General features: G+C 69.9%; 14 protein-coding genes. 3 read left to right on the top strand and 11 right to left on the bottom strand.

The genetic code is table 11. The features are described from left to right. Positions 1-82: 82 nt before the first annotated feature. From VGO10_RS02115 to VGO10_RS02130, 4 genes are read right to left on the bottom strand one after another with little or no spacing between them, the layout of a single operon-like run. On the bottom strand, positions 83-1612 hold the full coding sequence (locus VGO10_RS02115; RefSeq protein ID WP_327464655.1) for a carboxyl transferase domain-containing protein: 1530 nt from the start codon (positions 1610-1612) through the stop codon (positions 83-85). After that, complete coding sequence (locus tag VGO10_RS02120; RefSeq protein ID WP_327464657.1) at positions 1609-3540, bottom strand: acetyl/propionyl/methylcrotonyl-CoA carboxylase subunit alpha; 1932 nt, start codon at positions 3538-3540, stop codon at positions 1609-1611. Before VGO10_RS02120 ends, VGO10_RS02115 begins: the two co-directional genes overlap by 4 nt. Next, positions 3533-4459 carry a hydroxymethylglutaryl-CoA lyase gene (locus VGO10_RS02125; protein ID WP_327464658.1) on the bottom strand — a complete coding sequence of 309 codons (927 nt, stop codon included), beginning with the start codon at positions 4457-4459 and terminating at the stop codon, positions 3533-3535. Before VGO10_RS02125 ends, VGO10_RS02120 begins: the two co-directional genes overlap by 8 nt. A 6-nt stretch (positions 4460-4465) precedes the next feature. Then, complete coding sequence (locus VGO10_RS02130) at positions 4466-5599, bottom strand: acyl-CoA dehydrogenase family protein (RefSeq protein ID WP_327464660.1); 1134 nt, start codon at positions 5597-5599, stop codon at positions 4466-4468. Positions 5600-5671: 72 nt separating this feature from the next. On the opposite strand from VGO10_RS02130, the gene VGO10_RS02135 reads away from it, so the two are divergent. Next, the gene (locus tag VGO10_RS02135; protein ID WP_327464662.1) at positions 5672-6271 is read left to right on the top strand and encodes a TetR/AcrR family transcriptional regulator; all 600 of its coding nucleotides are present in this window, start codon (positions 5672-5674) and stop codon (positions 6269-6271) included. Here VGO10_RS02135 and VGO10_RS02140 read toward each other — a convergent pair. Further along, complete coding sequence (locus tag VGO10_RS02140) at positions 6244-8175, bottom strand: Na+/H+ antiporter NhaA (protein WP_327464664.1); 1932 nt, start codon at positions 8173-8175, stop codon at positions 6244-6246. The genes VGO10_RS02135 and VGO10_RS02140 overlap by 28 nt on opposite strands. Before the next feature lie 66 nt (positions 8176-8241). On the opposite strand from VGO10_RS02140, the gene VGO10_RS02145 reads away from it, so the two are divergent. Continuing rightward, positions 8242-10512 (top strand): FdhF/YdeP family oxidoreductase, encoded by a 2271-nt coding sequence (locus VGO10_RS02145; RefSeq protein WP_327464667.1) that lies wholly within the window; start codon positions 8242-8244, stop codon positions 10510-10512. A 1-nt stretch (position 10513) separates the two neighbouring features. Here the strand turns inward: VGO10_RS02145 and VGO10_RS02150 are convergent, their stop codons facing one another. From VGO10_RS02150 to VGO10_RS02175, 5 genes are read right to left on the bottom strand one after another with little or no spacing between them, the layout of a single operon-like run. Next, positions 10514-11020 (bottom strand): adenylate/guanylate cyclase domain-containing protein, encoded by a 507-nt coding sequence (locus VGO10_RS02150; protein ID WP_327464669.1) that lies wholly within the window; start codon positions 11018-11020, stop codon positions 10514-10516. Positions 11021-11023: 3 nt separating this feature from the next. After that, the gene (lpdA, locus tag VGO10_RS02155; RefSeq protein WP_349258911.1) at positions 11024-12853 is read right to left on the bottom strand and encodes a dihydrolipoyl dehydrogenase; all 1830 of its coding nucleotides are present in this window, start codon (positions 12851-12853) and stop codon (positions 11024-11026) included. Continuing rightward, the gene (gene aceF / locus VGO10_RS02165; RefSeq protein WP_327464671.1) at positions 12850-14139 is read right to left on the bottom strand and encodes a dihydrolipoyllysine-residue acetyltransferase; all 1290 of its coding nucleotides are present in this window, start codon (positions 14137-14139) and stop codon (positions 12850-12852) included. Before aceF ends, lpdA begins: the two co-directional genes overlap by 4 nt. Beyond that, complete coding sequence (gene aceE / locus VGO10_RS02170; protein WP_327464673.1) at positions 14127-16766, bottom strand: pyruvate dehydrogenase (acetyl-transferring), homodimeric type; 2640 nt, start codon at positions 16764-16766, stop codon at positions 14127-14129. Before aceE ends, aceF begins: the two co-directional genes overlap by 13 nt. Positions 16767-16768: 2 nt before the next feature. Continuing rightward, positions 16769-17458, bottom strand: coding sequence for a GntR family transcriptional regulator (locus VGO10_RS02175; protein ID WP_327464675.1), 690 nt, complete (start codon positions 17456-17458; stop codon positions 16769-16771). A 73-nt stretch (positions 17459-17531) separates the two neighbouring features. Here VGO10_RS02175 and VGO10_RS02180 point away from each other — a divergent pair, with 73 nt between their 5' ends. Then, the gene (locus tag VGO10_RS02180) at positions 17532-18737 is read left to right on the top strand and encodes an acyl-CoA dehydrogenase family protein (protein WP_327464677.1); all 1206 of its coding nucleotides are present in this window, start codon (positions 17532-17534) and stop codon (positions 18735-18737) included. Here the strand turns inward: VGO10_RS02180 and VGO10_RS02185 are convergent. Then, a complete protein-coding gene (locus VGO10_RS02185; protein WP_327464679.1) occupies positions 18734-19687 on the bottom strand; it encodes a metal ABC transporter substrate-binding protein in 954 nt (317 codons plus the stop codon). The two genes, VGO10_RS02180 and VGO10_RS02185, sit on opposite strands and share 4 nt — an antisense overlap. Positions 19688-19833: the final 146 nt, after the last annotated feature.

The raw sequence follows: 19833 nt of genomic DNA on the forward strand, positions 1-19833 counted from the left end.
TCCGCTTCTCTAGGGGCGATCGTTCGGGTCCGACCCTATTCCTGCCGAGCGCGCGTTGGCAACCCTTGCGCCAGCTTCGCGTTTACATGCGGAAGATCCCGTTGCTCACGTCCTCCAGCGGCGCGTTCGCACAGGCCGCGAGACATTGAGCGAGGACCGCGCGCGTCTCGCGCGGGTCGATGATGCCGTCGTCCCATAGCCGCGCCGTCGAATAGGTCGGGCGCCCCTGGCGCTCGTACTGCTCACGCAGCGCCGCGCCGGTCTCGGGCTGGCCGACCTCGGTCATGACCGTCGCAGCCTGCTCACCGCCCATCACCGAGATACGCGCGTTGGGCCACATGAACAAGAACCGCGGTGAGTAGGCGCGGCCGCACATGCCGTAGTTGCCGGCACCGAAGGAGCCGCCGACGATGACGGTGAGCTTGGGGACGCGCGCACACGAGACCGCGGTGACGAACTTCGCGCCGTCCTTGGCGATGCCGCCGGCCTCGTAGTCCTTGCCGACCATGAAGCCCGAGATGTTCTGCAAGAACAACAGCGGGATCCCACGGCGATCGCAGAGCTCGACGAAGTGCGCGGCCTTCAGCGAGGACTCGCTGAACAGGATCCCGTTGTTGCCGATGATGCCGATCGGATGGCCGTCGAGATGCCCGAAGGCGCAGACGACCGTGGTCCCGTAGAGCTCCTTGAACTCCTGCAGCTCGCCGCCGTCGACCAAGCGCTTCATGATCTCGCGGACGTCATACGGTGTGCGGCTGTCGGTCGGGACGACGTCGAGGATCGTCGCCGGATCCTCCAGCGACGGACGTGGCGCACGCCGCTCCCAAGGAGCCGAAGGCTCTGCGGGCAGCGTGTCGACGATCCGTCGCACGATCTCCAGCGCGTGCTCGTCGTCGTCGGCCAGGTGGTCGACGACGCCAGAAGTCCGGGCGTGCACATCGCCGCCGCCGAGCTCTTCGGCGGTGACGATCTCCCCGGTTGCCGCCTTCACCAGCGGCGGGCCTCCGAGAAAGATCGTGCCCTGCTCGCGGACGATGACCGTCTCGTCGCTCATCGCCGGCACGTACGCGCCGCCCGCGGTGCAGGAGCCCATGACGCAGGCGACCTGCGGGATCGCGCGCGCTGACATCTGGGCCTGGTTGTAGAAGATCCGCCCGAAGTGCTCGCGGTCAGGGAAGACCTCGTCTTGCATCGGTAGGAACGCACCGCCGGAGTCGACCAGGTAGACGCACGGCAACCGATTGGTCAACGCAATCTCTTGCGCACGCAGGTGCTTCTTGACCGTCATGGGGTAGTAGGTCCCGCCCTTGACGGTCGCGTCGTTGGCAACCACGACAACATGTCGCCCGCAGACCGTGCCGATGCCCGTGACGATCCCCGCGCCGGGCGCGTCGCCGTCATAGAGCTCCTCGGCGGCCAACGCCGACAGCTCGAGGAACGGCGCGCCCGGATCGCAGACCCGCTCGACGCGGTCACGCGGCAGCAGCTTGCCGCGCGAGAGGTGCCGCTCGCGCGACCGCTCGCCACCGCCGGCGCGCACGCGCTCCAAGCGCTCTTGGAGGTCGGCGAGCAGCGTGAGGTGGCCGTCGCGGTAGGTGGTGGTGTCGGTCATGCCGACGCCTCCTGTGCCACAACCGCCACGAGCGGCTGCTTGAGCGCGACGCGATCGCCGGGCGTGAGCGCCAGGCCCGCGACGGTGCCCGCGTGCGGCGCGGTGATTGACAGCTCCATCTTCATCGACTCCAGGACGAGCAGGACATCGCCCTCGGCAACGGTGTCACCGTCGGCGACATGGACGAGCAGGACGGTGCCGGGCATCGGCGCCTCCAGCGAGCCGGCCGCGGCGCCGGCGCCACCGCGCACGTGGCGCTCGGTGCGGACCTCAAGATGATGACCATCGCGGGCAACCCAGACGGCGTCGTCGGAGACGGCGAGGGCGTAGCGGCGCTGGACGCCGTCCAAGACGATGAAGTACTCGCCGACGAAGCCGTCGCCGGCTGCGGCGCCTGCGTCGGTCGCCCCAGCGGCGCTCGCTGCGCGCGCTCCGGCATCGACCGGCTCGGCAGCCATGACCGCCCGCGGTCCAGCCGCCGCCCACGAGTGGTCGCCGACGCTCACGCGACCGTCGCCGACGCGTGCCTCGCCGTGCCCGTCGAGCGCGCGCCGCCACGGTCCTGCCGGCCGGGCGCTTCCCGCCGCCGCGACCATCGCGGCAGCCGCCAGATCCTCCGGCGGCGCCACCGCCAGCTCGGCCAGGACACGCTCCAGCAGCCCCGTGTCCTGCTCTCCGGCGCGGACGTCCTCCCGCGCCAGCAGCGCCCGTGAGAACGCAGCGTTGGTGGTCACGCCGGCGATCACGTAGCTCGCCAGCGCACGGTCGAGGCGGGCCAGCGCGGTCGCGCGGTCGGGCCCGTGGGCGATCACCTTGGCCAGCATCGGGTCATACGACGTGCCGACCACGCTGCCGGCGCGGATGCCGGAGTCCACGCGCACGCCGTTCCCGTCCGGCTCGCGATAGACGCGTACCGTGCCGACCGCGGGCAGGAAGCCGGCGGCCGGATCCTCGGCGTACAGCCGTGCCTCGATGGCATGACCGCTGGGTTGCAACGAGCCCTGGTCCAGCGCCAGCGGCTCACCCGCCGCGACGCGCAGTTGCTGCTCGACGAGGTCGACGCCGTAGACCAGCTCGGTCACCGGATGCTCGACCTGCAACCGCGTGTTCATCTCCAAGAACGCGAAATCGCTCGGATCGTCTCCGGCGGCGATGAACTCGACGGTGCCGGCCCCGACGTACCCGCACGCCTGCGCGAGGGCGACCGCCGCCTCTCCCATCCGCGCACGCAGCGCCGCGTCGACGACCGGCGACGGCGCCTCCTCGACCACCTTCTGATGGCGCCGCTGCAAGGAGCACTCGCGCTCGCCGAGATGGACGCACGCGCCGTGAGCGTCGGCGAGCACCTGGATCTCGATGTGCCGCGGCCGCTCGAGGTAACGCTCGACGATCACGCGATCGTCGCCGAACGCGGCCAGCGCCTCGCGCTGCGCGGCGGCCGTCGCCTCGACCAACTCGCCGGCGAAGCGCACCACCCTCATGCCCTTGCCGCCACCGCCCGCCACCGCCTTGACGACCACGGGAAAGCCACCGTCGTCGCCGGCAGGCACCACCGGGACGCCCGCGGCCACCGCCGCATCCTTGGCCGCGCCCTTGTCACCCATCAGCTCGATCGCCTCCGGGGGCGGGCCGATCCACACCAGCCCCGCCGCGACCACAGCCCGCGCAAAGGCTGCATTCTCGCTCAAGAAGCCGAAGCCAGGGTGCACCGAGCGTGCGCCGCTGAGCCGCGCGGCACGTAGCAACTCCTCCGGATCGAGGTAGGAGGCGATCGACACCACCATGTCGCACGCGTCGGCATGAGCAGACCCGTTATCAGCTTCGGTGACCACCCCCACACTCGTCAGGCCCAGCGCGTGGACCGTCCGCGCAACCCGCATCGCGATCTCGCCACGGTTGGCGATCAGGACCGGGCTCAGCTCATGCATGCGCGTCATGCCAATCCACGGGACCAGCCACGAGCGTGTGGCTGCCCAACGGCCGGCCGAGGACATCGCGCGCCGCACGTGCCGCCTCCAGCAACAACCCCAAGTCGATCCCCGTCGCGATCCCCATCTCGTGCAGCATCGACACGAGGTCCTCGGTCGCGATGTTGCCCGTCGCGCCCGCGGGCACCGGGCAGCCGCCCAGCTCGCCGAAGCTCGACTCGAACGACGCGCAGCCGGCCTCCAGCGCCGCGTACACGTTGGCCAGCCCCTGGCCGCGCGTGTTGTGGAAGTGGGCGGTCAACTCGACGTCATCGCCCAACGCTTCCCGCGCGTCTGAGAAGAACGACCGCACCTGCACCGGGTTGGCCATGCCGGTCGTGTCACCGAACGCGATCTCCGCCGCGCCCGCCGCGATCAGCCGCTCGGCGATCGCGAAGACACGCTCCGGCGGCACATGCCCCTCATACGGGCAGCCGAACGCCACGCTGATGACACCTTCGGCCCGCAGCCCTTCAGCCACGGCCCGGCCGATCACCCGCTCCAGCCCGCGCAACGACTCCTCGATCGAGCGGTTCACGTTGGCCTTGTTATGGGACTCGCTCGCGCTCAAAAAGCAGTTGACCTCCTGGAAGCGATCGCGCAAGGCCAGCGCGTTGTCAAAGCCGCGCTCGTTGGGCACGAGCACGGTGACATCGACCTCATCGGGAACGTCCATGCGCGAGAGCACCTCAACGCCGTCGGCCAACTGCGGGATGACGTCGGCACGTACGAACGATGTCACCTCCAGCCGCGGCACACCGGTGCGCGCCAGCAGATCGACCAGCCGCACCTTGTCCGCCGTCCCGATCACCTCGGGCTCGTTCTGGAACCCGTCACGCGGCCCCACCTCGCGGATCTTGACCGACGCCGGCAGCGACATGATGTCCTACGCGCCGAGCGCGCGGGCGATGACCATCTGCTGGACCTCGTCGGTGCCCTCGCCGATCGTGAGGATCTTGGCGTCACGGTAGAACCGACACACCGGGTACTCCTCGATGAAGCCGTAGCCGCCGTGGATCTGCACGGCCTCCTCGGTGCACCGCACCGCCAACCGTCCCGTCTTCAGCTTGGCCTGCGCGGCGGTCAACGAGAAGTTCCGGCCCTGGTCCTTGAGCCACGCGGCCTTGTAGGTCAGCAGCCGCGCCGCCTCGATCTCGGTCGCCATGTCGGACAACTTGCCCTGGATCGCCTGGAACTTGCTGATCGACTGGCCGAACGCCTTACGCTCCTTGGCGTACTTCAGCGCCTCGTCCAGCGCACCCTGCGCCAGGCCCACGCCCATCGCCGCGACCCCGATGCGGCCGATGTCCAAGATATGGAGGAACTGCTTGAAGCCGGCGCCGCGCGGGCCGAGCAGGTTGTCCTCGGGAACGCGGCAACCCTCGAAGACCAGCGGTCGCGTGTCCGACGCGTTCCACCCCATCTTGCGGTACGGCGTGCCCTGTTCGTAGCCGGCGGTGCCGTTCTCGACGATGATGTTGGAGATCTCGTTCTCGCCGGTCTTCGCCGTGATCGCGACGTGGCCGGAGATCTCGGTGCCCGCGTTGGTGATGAACTGCTTGGCGCCGTCGACCACCCACTCGTCGCCGTCCAGCGCGGCCCGCGTCTTGACGTTGCCGGCATCGGACCCCGCCTCAGGCTCGGTCAGCCCGAAGGCGCCGAGCTTGCGCCCCGCGCAGAGGTCGGGCAGCAGCCGCGCCTTCTGCTCGTCGGAGCCGAAGAGGTAGATCGGCTGCGTGCCCAACGAGGTGTGCGCGCACATCGTGATGGCGACCGACGAGTCGATGCGCGTCAACTCCTCGACGGCGATCGCGTACTGCAGCGATGTGCCGCCCGCGCCCCCGACCTCCTCGGGGAACGGAATGCCCATCCAACCCAAGGCCCCCATCTTGCTCACCAACTCATAGGGGAACGCCTTGGTCCGGTCGAGCTCCTCGGCCACCGGCGCCACCTCCCCCACCGCGAAGTCGCGGACCGTGCGTTGGAGCAGCTGGGTGTCATCGTCGAGATCGAACAGCATGCTCGCGAGCATACCGAATGATCATTCAGATTTCGAATGCTCGTTCGACACGGTCGCTATCATCGGGCACCGATGCCGCCGAAGCCCGACCGCACCGCCCTGCGGGAGCGCTACGACCGCCGTCAGGCCCAGGTCGTGCTCGACGCCGCGCGCGTCTTCGCCCTCCACGGCTACGACCAGACCTCGGTGCCCCAGCTCGCCGACGAGCTCGGCCTCGCCGCCGGCAGCCTGTACCACTACTTCGGGTCCAAGGAGCAGCTGCTGATCGCGATCTGCGACCAGCTGATGGACCCGCTGCTCGACGACGCCCGGGCCATCACGGCAAGCGACGACGCCGGGGCAACGCAACTGCAAGCCCTCCTGCACCTCTGGGTCACCCACGTCATCGAGCGCCGCAACCACATGCTCGTCTTCCAGCAGGAGCGCCACGTGATCGACCACGGCGACCAGTGGCGCCAGGTCCGCGACCGTCGCAAGCAGTTCGAGCGGCTCATGGAATCCGTCCTGGAGCGCGTGCACGCCGACGGCAACGCCCGCCTCGCCGACGCGCGCCTCTCGCTCGCCGCCCTGCTCGGGATGGTCAACCACACCGCCCAGTGGTACCGACCCCGCGGCCGCCTGAGCGCCGCCGAGATCGCCGACGGCTACGTCGCGCTCATCGTCGCCGCCTGAGCGCGGCCGGCCCGCGCCGCCGTCTTGAGCTCGCGCGTGAGCGTGTCGACGTCATAGACGCCCTGGTGGCGGCGGCCGTTGATGAAGAACGTGGGCGTGCCGGAGACGCCGCTGGCGTCGGCGCTCTGGACATCTTCGGCGACGCGCCGCGCATGGCGACGGTGGTTGAGGTCGTCAGAGAACTGCGCGATGTCCAGCTCCAGCGACGAGGCATGGCGGTAGATGTCGCTGATCGCGAGGGTCCCCTCGTCACCGAGCAGCAGGTCGTGCAGCTCCCAAAACCGACCCTGAGCGCTCGCCGCCTCAGCCGCCTCGGCGGCCACCTGCGCCGCGGGATGGACGTCGGTCAGCGGCAGGTGGCGCCACACGTAGCGCAGTTCGTCACCGAAGTGATCGAGCAGCTTGGCGATCAGCGGCGCAGCGGCCGCGCAGTACGGGCACTGGAAGTCGCCGTACTCGACAAGCGTGACCGGCGCATCGACCGCGCCGCGGAGGTGGTCGCGCTCGGGATCGACGTCCTCGGCGAGGTCGATGATCTGCTCGGCGGTCGCGCCGAGCTGGCGGGCGCGGGTCTCGGCCGGCAGCCGCGCCATCACCTTGAAGGCCAGCCAGGCCAGCCCCGGGGACAGCACCGCCGCCGCCATCACGCCGAACTTGGCCTGGTCGAGCAACCCACCGCTGAACGCCAACGACGCCACCAACAACGAGACCGTGAAGCCGATGCCCGCCGAGGCCGCGGTCCCGACCAGCGCCGGCCACGTGACCGTCAGCCGGCCGCCGCCGAACCACCACGTGCGCGTGCCGAGCCACGCGGCGCCGAGGATCCCGACCGGCTTGCCGATCACGTAGGCCGCGACGATGCCGAGCGTGACCGGCGAGGAGACCGCGTCCGACAGCAGCGCCGAGGTGAAGTGGATCCCCGCGTTGGCCAGCGCGAAGAGCGGCACGACGACCTTGCTCGTCCACGGCAGCAGCCGATACTGCAGGCGCTCGTTGAGCGAGATCGCCGAGGTCAGGCTCGCGCGCGCGGAGTAGGCGAGCTCCGGCGTCGGCTGCTCGCGGAAGGAGCGCGTCAGCTCGGTGCTGCGCTCGAGATCGTCGCGCGAGGGCGGGTAGGCGCTGGTCACCAGGCCGACGACGAGCCCGGAGATGACCGGATCGATCCCCGACTCCAGCAGCGCGACCCACATCCCGATGCCGACCGCGGCCGCAACCGGTGTGCGCCACGGGCCCGCCCAGCGCAGGCCGAAGAGCGCCGCGAAGAAGCCGAGCGCGACCGCGAGCGCCACGACATCGATGGTGTCCGTGTAGACCACCGCGATCACCAGCAGCGCCACGAGGTCGTCGATGACCACAACCGTCAGCAGGAAGACGCGCAGCCGGATCGCGCGCCCGCGCGTGACCAGCGCCAGCGCGCCCAGCGCCAGCGCCGTGTCGGTCGAGATCGCCGCGCCCCAGCCGCCGGCACCCTCGCCACCCGCGTTGATCGCCAGGTAGACGGCCGCAGCCGCAGCCATCCCGCCGAGCCCGGCCATGACCGGGATCGCCAGCCGCTGGCGCTCGCGCAGCTCGCCGAGGTCGAGCTCGCGCTTGGCCTCCAGCCCGACGACGAGGAAGAAGAGCGTCATCAATCCCTGGTTGACCCACTCGCGCAGGTCCAACGCGATCCCGTGATGGCCGAGCTCGACCGCCAGGCGCGTCTCCCAGACCGAGGTGTAGGAGTCGCTCCACGGCGAGTTGGACCACAGCAGCGCCGCGATCGCCGCGACGACGAGCGCGATCGCGCCACCCGTCTCAGCGTGCAGGAAGCCGCGGATCGGCGCGGCGAGATTGCGCGCCCACGCGGTCCGCCCCGCGCTCAGCTCGCTGACGCCCGTGGCCTGCGCTGCCGCACCGTCGCTCACGCCGCGGACCCTACGCCGCGACGCTCCACACGCCTAGCAAGGCGGCGATACCCTGGAGCAGATCGCATGAGCAGCCACGATGTCGCGCCTGCCGGCGACGAGCCGGAGCTGGAGGTCGAGGCGCCCGAGCGCACCGCCGCCGGAGTGCCGGCGGTCGCCTACGCCGCGAAGCTCGCGCTGCAGCAGATGGGCCCGGTCCGCACCGCCCAGACGCTGCGCCGGCTCAACCAGCCCCAGGGTTTCGACTGCCCCGGCTGCGCCTGGCCCGAGCCCGGCCATCCGCACATCGCCGAGTTCTGCGAGAACGGCGCGAAGGCCGTCGCCGAGGAGGCGACCAAGGCGCGCTGCACGCCCGACTTCTTCGCCCGCCACAGCGTCGCCGAGCTGGCCGGGCAGCCGGACTTCTGGCTTGGGCGCCAGGGCCGCTTGACCGAGCCGATGCTGCTCGACGCCGGCGCGACCCACTACCGGCCGATCAGTTGGGACGATGCGCTCGACCTCGTCGCCGAAGAGCTGCACGCGCTCGACGCGCCCGACGAGGCCGTCTTCTACACCTCGGGGCGCACGAGCAACGAGGCCGCGTTCCTGTACCAGTTGCTCGTCCGCACGTTCGGCACCAACAACCTGCCGGACTGCTCGAACATGTGCCACGAGTCCTCGGGCTCGGCGCTGACCGAGACGATCGGCATCGGCAAGGGCAGTGTCACGCTCGAGGACGTCCACGCGGCCGACCTGATCTTCGTCGTCGGGCAGAACCCGGGGACCAACCACCCCAGGATGCTCTCCGCGCTGGAGGAGGCCAAGCGCCACGGCGCGAAGATCGTGGCGGTCAACCCGCTGCCCGAGGCGGGACTGCTGCGCTTCAAGAACCCGCAGCTGCCGCGCGGCATCGTCGGCCGCGGGACCGCGCTGGCCGACCACTTCCTGCAGATCCGCGTCAACGGCGACCTCGCGCTGTTCAAGGCGATGAACAAGTCGCTGCTGGAGCGTGACGCGCTCGACCACGCGTTCATCGACGCCTCGTGCGAGGGCTTCGAGGAGTGGGCGGCGGAGATCGCCGGGCTCGACGGTGACCTCGTCGCCGAGGCCACCGGCCTGGACGCCGCCGAGATCGAGGCGGTCGTCGACCTCGCCGCGATCTCGGAGCGCACGATCGTCTGCTGGGCCATGGGGTTGACCCAGCACAAGAACTCGGTCGCGACGATCCGCGAGATCGTCAACTTCCTGCTGCTGCGCGGCAACATCGGCCGCGAGGGCGCCGGCGTCTGCCCGGTCCGCGGCCACAGCAACGTCCAGGGCGACCGCACGATGGGCATCTACGAGCAGCCCTCACCCGCGTTTCTCCAGGCGCTCGGGGACGAGTTCTCGTTCACGCCGCCGGCCGAGCACGGACTCGACGTCGTCGACGCGATCCGCGCCATGCGCGCCGGTCAGACGCACGTCTTCTTCGCGCTAGGCGGCAACTTCCTCACCGCCGCGCCCGACACGCACGCGACCGCCGAGGGGCTGCGCGCCCAGCGACTGACGGTGCAGATCTCCACCAAGCTCAACCGCTCGCATCTCGTGACCGGTCGCCGGGCGCTGATCCTCCCGACGCTTGGGCGCACCGAGCGCGACGAGCAGGCCACCGGCCTGCAGCGCGTCTCGGTCGAGGACTCGATGGGCGTCGTGCACGCCTCGGCCGGCACGCTCGCACCAGGCTCGCCGCAGCTGCTCTCCGAGGTCGCGATCGTCGCGCGGCTCGGCGCGCGCCTGCGCACCGCGGCCGCGCGGCAGATCCCGTGGGCCGCCTTTGCCGGCGACTACCGGTTGATCCGTGCCGCCATCTCCCGCACCATCCCCGGCTTCGAGGACTTCGAGACGCGTCTCGATCACGATGGCGGCTTCGCGCTCCCGCACCCGCCGCGCGACGAGCGCCGCTTCACCACCCCGACCGGCCGCGCGCGGCTGACAGCCAACACGCTCGAGGTCGTGCGCACGCCGCCGGGGCGCCTGCTGCTGCAGTCGATCCGCTCCCACGACCAGTACAACACCACCATCTACGGCCTCAACGACCGCTACCGCGGCATCAAGTCCGGCCGCCGCGTGGTGCTGGTGCATCCGGAGGACCTCGCCGCGCTCGGCCTCGCCGACGGCCAGACGGTCGACCTCGTCTCCGAGTGGCGCGAGGAGGAGCGCCGCGCCGAGCGCTTCCGCATCGTCGCCTACCCGACGGCGCGCGGCTGCGCGGCTGCCTACTACCCCGAGACCAATCCGCTCGTTCCGCTGGAATCGACAGCGGACGTCAGCAACACGCCGACCTCCAAGTCGGTGGTCGTCCGGCTGGAGCCGGTGTGAGCTACTCGGCGGCGGCGACGGCGTCCGGATCCAGCGCGTAGACGTCGATCGACTGCGAGACGCCCGGCACGGTGATCGCACCCAGCGCGACCGGTGAGAGATGGGCGGGCACCGAAGTCGCGGCGCCGCCGTTGACCAGCAGCTGCCCCGGGCCCGCCTCGGTGCACAACCGCGCCGCGACGTTGACGGCCGCGCCGATGTAGTCGTCACCCTCGAACATGATGACCTTGCCCTCGCAGATGCCGCCGCGCAGCGCGAGCCGGCCATCGGTCAGCAGGACGTCGCGGACGCTCGCCGCGCAGGCGATCACCGCGGTCGCGTCGACGCCCGACAGCATCGCGCCGTCGCCCAGCCACTTGGTCACGCGCACGCCAGCGTCCTCGGCCTCGGCCCGCAGGACCGCCCGCAGGTGGCCGAGCACCGCGACCGCCTCCTGATCACCGAACTCGTCGGTGAACGCCGTGAAGCCACAGAGGTCGAGGAAGCAGAAGGTGCGGTTGACGCGCATGTCCTAGGACTTGGTTTTGGCCTTCGCCGCGCGGATCGCGGCTTTGTTCGGGAGATCGGTGATCGTACCGTCGGCGATCTCGGCCGCCAACATGATGGTCTCGCTCAGCGTCGGGTGCGCGTGGATCGTCAGGCCGAGATCGGCGACGTCGGCGCCCATTTCCAGCGCAAAGCCCGGCTCGGCGATCAGGTCGCCTGCGTGGGGACCGACGATGCCGGCCCCCAGAACGCGGCCTGTCTCCGGGTCACGCAGCAGCTTGGTTAGGCCGTCGGCGCCGTCGATCGCCAGCGCGCGGCCGGAGGCCGACCACGGGAAGACCGACTTCTCGTAGGCGATGGACCGCTCGGCAGCCTCGGTCTCGGTCAGCCCGACCCACGCGACCTCCGGGTCGGTGTAGGCGACCGACGGGATCCCGCGCGGCTCGAAGGCCGCTGCGTGGCCGGCGATCACCTCGGCGGCAACGTGGCCCTCGGCCGTCGCCTTGTGGGCGAGCATCGGGCCGCCGGCGACATCGCCGATCGCAAAGATGTGCTGGATGTTGGTCCGCTGCTGGGCGTCGACCGGAAGGAAGCCCCGGTCGTCGACGTGCACGCCCGCGTGCTCCAGGCCCAGCGAGGCGCCGTTCGGGATCCGGCCAACCGCGACGAGCACGCGATCGAAGACGGCGTCCTCGACCTCACCGGAGAACGTGGCGTGGAGACCGTCGTCCCGCGCCTCGATCTTGTCCACCTTGGTCTCCAGGTGGATCGCCGCGTAACGCGCGCCGATGCGCTTGGCCAGCGGCTTGACGAGGTCGCGATCGGCGCCCGGGATCAGCCCGTCGGCCAGCTCGACCACGGTCACCTGCGAGCCCAGCGCGTCATAGACCGTCGCCATCTCCAGCCCGATGATCCCGCCGCCGACGACGAGCAGCTGCTCCGGAATGTCGTCGAGCTCCAGCGCGCCGGTGGAGTCCATGACGCGCGGATCGTCGTGCGGGACGCCGTCGAGCTGGACCGAGCGCGAGCCGGCGGCGACGATGGCGCTGTCGAACGACACCGTCGTCGTCTCGCCGTCGGCACCGAGCACTGCCAGCATGTTGGGACCGGTGAAGCGCGCCTCGCCGGTGACGACCTGCACCTTGCGGCCCTTGGCCATCTGCTTGAGGCCGCCGGTCAGCTTGGCGACGACGCCCTCCTTCCAGGTGCGCAGCGCGTCGAGGTCGATCTCGGGCTTGGTGAAGGTGACGCCATGCGTACCGGCGGTCTCGGCCTCGGCGATGACCTTTGCGACATGCAGCAGCGCCTTGGACGGGATGCAGCCGACGTTGAGGCAGACGCCGCCCAGGATCGGGTAGCGCTCGACCATCACGACGTCGAGGCCAAGGTCGGCGGCGCGGAACGCCGCCGCATAGCCACCAGGCCCCGAGCCCAGCACAAGCACACCGGCATGCACATCACCGCGCTCCACCTCCGCCACCCCACCAGCGTCGAGAGACGACTGAACCGGCAGATGACCGGTTGCGTCGTCCCTCGATGGCGGTGTGGCGGGTTCGGCTGGCGATTCCACGGCTTCGGCCGGCGCGCCGGCGCCGTCAGATGCCGTCGGCGCAGCCGCCTCGACCTCCAGCACGACCAGCGCGCTGCCCTCCGAGACCGCGTCGCCGACGCCGACCTTCAGCTCCTTGACCGTCCCCGCCTGCGGGGCCGGGATCTCCATCGAGGACTTGTCGGACTCCAGGACGACGAGCGGATCCTCGGCGGCAACGGCTTCGCCAACGGCCACGAGGATCTCGGCGACGGGGACGTCGGTGAAGTCGCCAATGTCAGGAACGAGGACGTCGAGCGTACTCACAACAGGACCCTCCGCAGATCGGTCAACACGCCGGACAGATGCGCGATGAACCGCGCGGCCGCCGCGCCGTCAATCACTCGGTGGTCATAGGACAGTGACAACGGCAGCATCAGCCGCGGCACGAACTCCTTGCCATCCCAAACCGGCTTCATCGCCGAGCGCACCACGCCGAGAATCGCCACCTCGGGCGCATTGACGATTGGGGTAAACGACGTGCCGCCGATACCGCCCAGCGAGGAGATCGTGAACGTCGCACCCGCCATCTCGGCCGGGCCGAGCTTGCCCGCACGGGCCTTGCCCGACAGCTCGGTCAGCTCACCGGCGATCTCGAGCAGCCCCTTCTTGTCGACGTCCTTGACGACCGGCACGACAAGCCCGTTCGGCGTGTCGGCCGCAAAACCCAAGTGGTAGTACTTCTTGCGCACCAGCGCATCGCCGTCCAGCGACGCGTTGACGTCGGGGAAGGCCTTCAACGACGAGACGACCGCCTTGAGCAGTAGCGCAACCATCGTCACCTTGACGTCGGTCTGTTCGCTGTTGAGCTGCTTGCGGAAGGCCTCGAGGTCGGTGACGTCGGCCTCGTCGTTGTGGGTCACATGCGGGATCCGGACCCAGTTGCGCGACAGGTTGGCCGCCGAGATCTTGCGGATCTTTGACAGCTCCACGCGCTCGATCTCGCCGTACTTGGCGAAGTCGACCTTGGGCCAGGGCAGGAGGTCGAGGCCGCCGTCACCGCCCGACGGACTCCCAGCCGCGGCGCCGACCGACGCCCCGCCCTCGGCCACCGCGCGCACGTCCTCGACGACGATCCGCCCCTTGCGCCCGCTGCCCTCCACACGCTCCAGGCCCACGCCCAGTTCGCGCGCCAGCCGGCGCACCGACGGGCTCGCGTAGACGGGATCCCCACCGTTGCCCGAGGACGCCGCCGGGGCCTTGGGCGCCGGCGGCTCCTTCTCGGCGGGCGCTGGCCGCGCCGACGCCTCGGCTGCCACCGCGGTGCGCACAGCGCTGGGCGCCGCGGCCTCCGCGGTCGCGGCCGCCTCGGCGCTCGGGCTCAGCGTCACCACCACCGTCCCCTCCGAGGCGACGTCGCCCACCTTCAGCAGCACCTCGGCGACGACACCTCCGTACGGCGCCGGCACATCCATCGTCGCCTTGTCGGTCTCCAGCGTGACGAGCGGGTCGTTCTCGGCGACCTCATCGCCCTGGGCGACATGGACTTCAACAACGGCAACGTCGGAGAAGTCGCCAATATCGGGGACCGTCACCTGCTTCAGATCCGCCATGGTGCCTCCGTCTCGGGGTCGATGCCGTACTTCTCGATCGCGGCCTTCGCATCCTCCTCGCGGCCGAGCGCGTGCAGCGCGGCGACGGCGACGTGGTGGCGGTCGACCTCGAAGAACCGGCGCAAGGCCTTGCGGTAGTCGCTGCGGCCGAAGCCGTCGGTCCCGAGCACGGTGAAGGGAGCGTCTACCCACGGCCGGATGGCGTCCGGCAGCGCGCGAATGTAGTCGGTGGCGGCGACGACCGGCCCGGCCCGGCCACCGAGCGACTCCTCCACGAACGAGCGCCGCGGCTCGGCGGTCGGATGGAGGCGGTTGTAGCGCTCGGCCTCCATCCCATCGCGACGGAGCTCGGTATAGGACGTGACCGACCAGACGTCCGACTCCACGCCGAAGTCCTCGCGCAGCAGCGCGGCGCCCGCCAGCACCTCACGCAGGATCGTCCCGGAGCCGAGCAGCTGCACCTTCGCCTCGGCGCTCTCGGCGACCGCATGCATCCCACGCAGGATCCCCGCCTCCGCCCCATCGGGCATCGCCGGCATCGCGTAGTTCTCGTTCATCACCGTCAGGTAGTAGAAGACGTCCTCGTGCTCGGTGAGCATCCGGCGCATGCCGTCGTGGATGATCACGGCCAGCTCGTAGGCATAGGCCGGGTCGTAGGCAATGCAATTGGGAATGAGCCCGGCCTGGATGTGACTGTGACCATCCTCGTGCTGCAGCCCCTCGCCGTTGAGCGTCGTGCGCCCTGCGGTACCTCCGAGCAGGAACCCGCGCGCGCGTGAGTCTCCTGCGGCCCACGCCAGGTCGCCCACGCGCTGGAAGCCGAACATCGAGTAGTAGATGTAGAACGGCAGCATCGAGACGTTGTGGTTGGCATACGACGTCGCCGCGGCGATCCACGAGGAGAACGCGCCCGGCTCGTTGATCCCCTCCTGCAGGATCTGGCCGGACTTGTCCTCGCGGTAGGACATCAACTGGTCGGCATCCTGGGGCGTGTAGAGCTGGCCGACCTGGCTGAAGATCCCCAGCTGGCGGAACATCCCCTCCATGCCGAAGGTGCGCGACTCGTCGGGGACGATCGGCACGACGTGCGGGCCCAGCTGCTTGTCGCGGACCAAGGTGGACAAGATCCGCACGAAGGCCATCGTCGTGGAGATCTCACGCTCGCCGGTGCCGTCGAGCTGGGCCTTGAAGGCACTCAGCTCCGGGACCGGCAGCGGCGGCGCCTCGGTGCGGCGCTGGGGCAGCGAGCCGCCCAGCTGCGCGCGGCGCTCGCGCAAGTACGCCATCTCGGGCGCGTCGTCGGGCGGCTTGTGGAAGCTGACGTCGCGGACTTCATCATCTGACAAGTCCAGGCCAAAACGGTCGCGGAAGGCAAACAGCGCCTTCTCGTTCATCTTCTTGGCCTGGTGGGTGATGTTCTGGCCCTCGCCGGACTCCCCCATCCCATAGCCCTTGATCGTCTTGGCGAGGATCACGGTCGGCTGCCCGGTATGCGCGACCGCCTGGGCGTAGGCGTTGTAGACCTTCTGCGGGTCGTGGCCACCGCGGTTGAGCGAGAAGATCTCGGCGTCGCTCCAGTCCTCGACCATGCGGGCCAACTCGGGGTCGGCGCCGAAGAAGTGCTCGCGGACGTACGCGCCGTCGCGCGACTTGAACACCTGGTACTCGCCGTCGACGGCCTCCTCCATCCGCTTGACGAGGCGGCCCTCGGTGTCGGCGGCCAGCAGCGGATCCCAGCGGCGACCCCAAATCGTCTTGATGACGTTCCAGCCGGCGCCGCGGAAGTTGGTTTCCAGCTCCTGGATGATCTTGCCGTTGCCGCGAACCGGGCCGTCGAGGCGCTGCAGGTTGCAGTTGACGACGAAGACGAGGTTGTCGAGGTGCTCGCGGCCGGCTAGCGAGATCGCGCCCATCGACTCCGGCTCGTCCATCTCGCCGTCGCCCATGAAGGCCCAGACCTTGCGCCCGGTCGTGTCGCTCATCCCGCGGCCGGTCAAGTACTTCATGAACCGCGCCTGGTAGATCGCCATCAACGGGCCGAGGCCCATCGAGACGGTGGGGAACTGCCAGAAGTCCGGCATCAGCCAGGGGTGCGGGTAGGAGGAGAGGCCGGGCGCGCGCACGTCGGTCTCGGTCCGGAAGCGCTGCATCTGCTCCTCGGAGATGCGGCCCTCGAGGAACGCGCGGGCGTAGATGCCAGGAGACGAGTGGCCCTGAATGAACACCAGGTCGCCGCCGTGCTCGGCCGACGGCGCGTGCCAGAAGTGGTTGAAGCCGATCTCATACAGCGTCGCCGCCGACTGGAAGCTTGCGATGTGGCCGCCGAGCTCCGAGGACTCCTTGTTGGCGCCGAGCACCGTCGCGATCGCGTTCCAGCGCACGAGCGACCGCACCCGGTGCTCGAGGTCGTGATCGCCCGGTACCGGCACCTCGGCGTCGGCCGGGATCGTGTTGACGTAGGGCGTGCTCAGATCCTCGGCCGGATGCAGGCCGCGCAGGCGCGCGTCGGCGAAGACCTCCTCGAGGAGCTGCCGGGCGCGGTCGGGACCGTCGTTGCGAATCACGGCCTCCAGCGCGTCGACCCACTCGGCGGTCTCGATCGGATCGATGTCTGGGTGGAGCGCCATCTCTAGTCCTCCTGGAAGTACTCGGGGTGAGCCTCGCGGATCGCAGGCAGGCTCGACAAGACCATCCGCAGGTGCTTGCGCAACTCGCGCTCGGCGGCGACCGCGTCGTGATCGACGACCGCGCCGACGACGGCCCGGTGCTCGGCGAGCATCTGGCCGCGGTAGCCGGCCTCGGGCAGGCTGAGCAGCCGCACGCGATCGAGCTGCCCGCGCGTGCGCTCGCTTAACCGCCACGCGACCTCGCGACCCGACAGGTCGCAGAGCAAGCGGTGTAAGTCATCGTCGAGGCGGGCGAAGGTCGCGGCGTCATCGTCGGCGACCGCACGCTCCTGGGCCTCGAGGTTGCGATGCAGGTCGGCGAGCTGCTCGGGCCGCGCGTCGCGCGCCGCGAGCCGGATCGCGCCGACCTCCAGCGCCTCGCGGACGAAGTGCGCATCGGCGATCGCCTGCTCGTCGATGTAGGTGACGAAGGTGCCGAGCTGCGGAACGATCGCGACGAGCCGCTCGTCGCGCAGGCGCGACAGCGCGTCGCGGACCGGCGTGCGGCTGACGCCGATCAGCTCGGCGAGCTGGTTCTCCGACAATCGCCGCCCGGGCTCCAGCTCCGCGCCGACGATCGCCTTGCGCAGGGTGACATACGCCTGGTCGCGCGCAGACGTTCCGAGCGAGCGCTCACGGAAGCTGGATCGCATGTCGCGTACTAGTATACAAGTACGCAAGCGCCTGCAACGCGCGGTGCGCCGGCTTCGTGATCTCCTCCCTCCCATGGACTTCGAGCTGACCGATCGCTGCAAGGAGCACGTCGAGCGGGTGGAGGCGTTCATGGACGAGCGCATCTATCCGGCCGAGGCCGTCTACGAGCGGCAGATGCGCGAGGCGGGCGACCCGCACTTCCATCCGCCGATCCTCGAGGAGCTCAAGGCAGATGCGCACGCACGGGGCCTCTGGAACTTGTTCCACCCCCATGAAGCGTGGGGACCAGGCCTGACCAACGCCGAGTACGCGCCGCTCGCCGAGATCATGGGCCGCTCGGCCCACCTCGCGCCCGAGGCCATGAACTGCAGCGCGCCCGACACGGGCAACATGGAGGTCTTGACGCTCTTCGGGACCGAGGAGCACAAGGAGCGGTGGCTGCGGCCGCTGCTGGACGGCGAGATCCGCTCGGCCTTCGCGATGACCGAGCCCGACGTCGCCTCCTCCGACGCCACCAACATCGAGACGCGCATCGAGCGCGACGGCGACTCCTACATCATCAACGGCCGCAAGTGGTGGACCTCCAACGCGCTGCATCGCAACTGTCGCGTGCTGATCGTCATGGGCAAGACCAACCCGGAGGGTCCCAAGCATCAGCAGCAGTCGATGCTCGTCGTCCCGATCGACGCGCCCGGCGTCACGATCGTCCGCGGCCTGCCGGTCTTCGGCTACCAGGACCGCGAGGGCCACGCCGAGGTGCGCTTTGAGAACGTGCGCGTCCCGACCAGCGCGCTGCTGGCCGGCGAGGGCGAGGGCTTCATGATCTCCCAGGCGCGCCTCGGCCCCGGCCGCATCCACCACTGCATGCGCTCGATCGGCATGGCCGAGCGCGCGCTGGAGCTGCTGTGCCAGCGGGCGCTGTCGCGGGTCACGTTCGGCAAGCCGGTGGCCGAGAACGCCAACATCCAGGACTGGATCGCCGAGTCGCGGATCGAGCTAGAGATGATCCGCCTGCTGACGATGAAGACCGCGTGGCTGATGGACACGGTCGGCAACCGTCACGCGCGCGTGGAGATCGCGGCGATCAAGGTCGCTGCGCCGCAGGTCGCGCTGAAGATCATCGACCGCGCGATCCAGGTCCACGGCGGCGGTGGCGTCTCCGACGACTTCCCGCTGGCGTCGATGTACGCCCATCAGCGCACGCTGCGCCTCGCCGACGGGCCCGACGAGGTCCACAAGCGCACGATCGCCCAGCGCGAGCTGCGGCGCTGGAGCTAGAGCCCGGCCACGGAGCAGCCCTGCGCGCCACCGGTGAAGCCGTGGACCATCGCGTCGGCGTTGGCGACCATCATGGAGAGGTAGGTCGCGCCCCGTGAGTCCGCGGGACCGAGCGTGTCGCCGTAGAGCGTGTGGTCGGCCGTCGCGCCGGTCTCGCGCGCGATCGCCTTGGCCAACTTGGGGTTGATGGAGCTCTCGGGGAAGATCGCCTTGACGCCTTCACGACGGATGACCGTCGTGAGCTTGGCGAGATCGCCTGCCGACGGCTGGGCCTGCGTGGTCTGCGACGGGATCACGGCACCGACGACGTCGATGTCATAACGCTTGGCGAAGTAGCCGAAGGCGTCGTGGTCGGTGACGAGCTTGCGCTGGGCGACGGGGACCGTGGCCATGCACTTGGCGATGCCGGTGTCGAGCGTGCGCAGCTTGGCGAGGTAGGCCTCGGCGCCGGCGTCGATGGCCGCTGTCGCGTGCGGGTCGGCCTCGGCAAGCGCGTCGCGGATGCGCGCCGTCGCGTACTCCACGTTGACCGGGTCGTGCCACCAGTGCGGATCAAACCGCGAGGCCTCAGGCCCCGTGTCCTCCCCGGGCAGCGTGACCGGTCGCCCAACGCCCGCGTCGAGCACGGCCGGGTGACCGCCGGCGTTGTCGAGGACGTCGCCCATCCACCGGTCGAGGTTGTCGCCGCTGACGACGACGAGCCTGGCCCCGGCCGTCGCCTGGATGTCCTTCGGCCGCGGCTCGTAGTCGTGCGGGTCGGTATTCGGCTTGAGGATCTGATGAACGTCCACCGCATCGCCACCGACAGCGCGCACGATGTCGCCGAGCTGGGTGGTCGTGACCACCACGTCGATGGCGCCCGGCCTGGCAGACGAGGAGTCGCCTGTCCCGCACCCGGCCACGAAGGCAGCGGCGAGCAGCACGGGGGCAAGCAGGAGGGCGCGTCGCATAAGATGAGACTCATTCTTATCACATCGTCGTCGCAGGCCGTGTTGACTTGACGCGAGCAAAAGGCATAGGGTCAGGCGAAGAGCGATGCTGAGTGATCACTGCCGATCAGGAACACCGCCGTGCGACCTCTCACTGCGCATCGACC

The sequence above is a fragment of the Baekduia sp. genome, from assembly GCF_035996765.1.
GTDB lineage: Bacteria > Actinomycetota > Thermoleophilia > Solirubrobacterales > Solirubrobacteraceae > Baekduia.

What these genes read in the sequence shown, in the direction of transcription:
- VGO10_RS02130 (WP_327464660.1), bottom strand. Translation starts at nt 5,599, where the DNA reads ATGCTGTTCGATCTCGACGATGACACCCAGCTGCTCCAACGCACGGTC.
- VGO10_RS02115 (WP_327464655.1), bottom strand. Translation starts at nt 1,612, where the DNA reads ATGACCGACACCACCACCTACCGCGACGGCCACCTCACGCTGCTCGCC.
- VGO10_RS02180 (WP_327464677.1), top strand. Translation starts at nt 17,532, where the DNA reads ATGGACTTCGAGCTGACCGATCGCTGCAAGGAGCACGTCGAGCGGGTG.
- VGO10_RS02185 (WP_327464679.1), bottom strand. Translation starts at nt 19,687, where the DNA reads ATGCGACGCGCCCTCCTGCTTGCCCCCGTGCTGCTCGCCGCTGCCTTC.
- VGO10_RS02120 (WP_327464657.1), bottom strand. Translation starts at nt 3,540, where the DNA reads ATGCATGAGCTGAGCCCGGTCCTGATCGCCAACCGTGGCGAGATCGCG.
- aceF (WP_327464671.1), bottom strand. Translation starts at nt 14,139, where the DNA reads ATGGCGGATCTGAAGCAGGTGACGGTCCCCGATATTGGCGACTTCTCC.
- VGO10_RS02125 (WP_327464658.1), bottom strand. Translation starts at nt 4,459, where the DNA reads ATGTCGCTGCCGGCGTCGGTCAAGATCCGCGAGGTGGGGCCGCGTGAC.
- VGO10_RS02135 (WP_327464662.1), top strand. Translation starts at nt 5,672, where the DNA reads ATGCCGCCGAAGCCCGACCGCACCGCCCTGCGGGAGCGCTACGACCGC.
- VGO10_RS02150 (WP_327464669.1), bottom strand. Translation starts at nt 11,020, where the DNA reads ATGCGCGTCAACCGCACCTTCTGCTTCCTCGACCTCTGTGGCTTCACG.
- aceE (WP_327464673.1), bottom strand. Translation starts at nt 16,766, where the DNA reads ATGGCGCTCCACCCAGACATCGATCCGATCGAGACCGCCGAGTGGGTC.
- VGO10_RS02145 (WP_327464667.1), top strand. Translation starts at nt 8,242, where the DNA reads ATGAGCAGCCACGATGTCGCGCCTGCCGGCGACGAGCCGGAGCTGGAG.
- VGO10_RS02175 (WP_327464675.1), bottom strand. Translation starts at nt 17,458, where the DNA reads ATGCGATCCAGCTTCCGTGAGCGCTCGCTCGGAACGTCTGCGCGCGAC.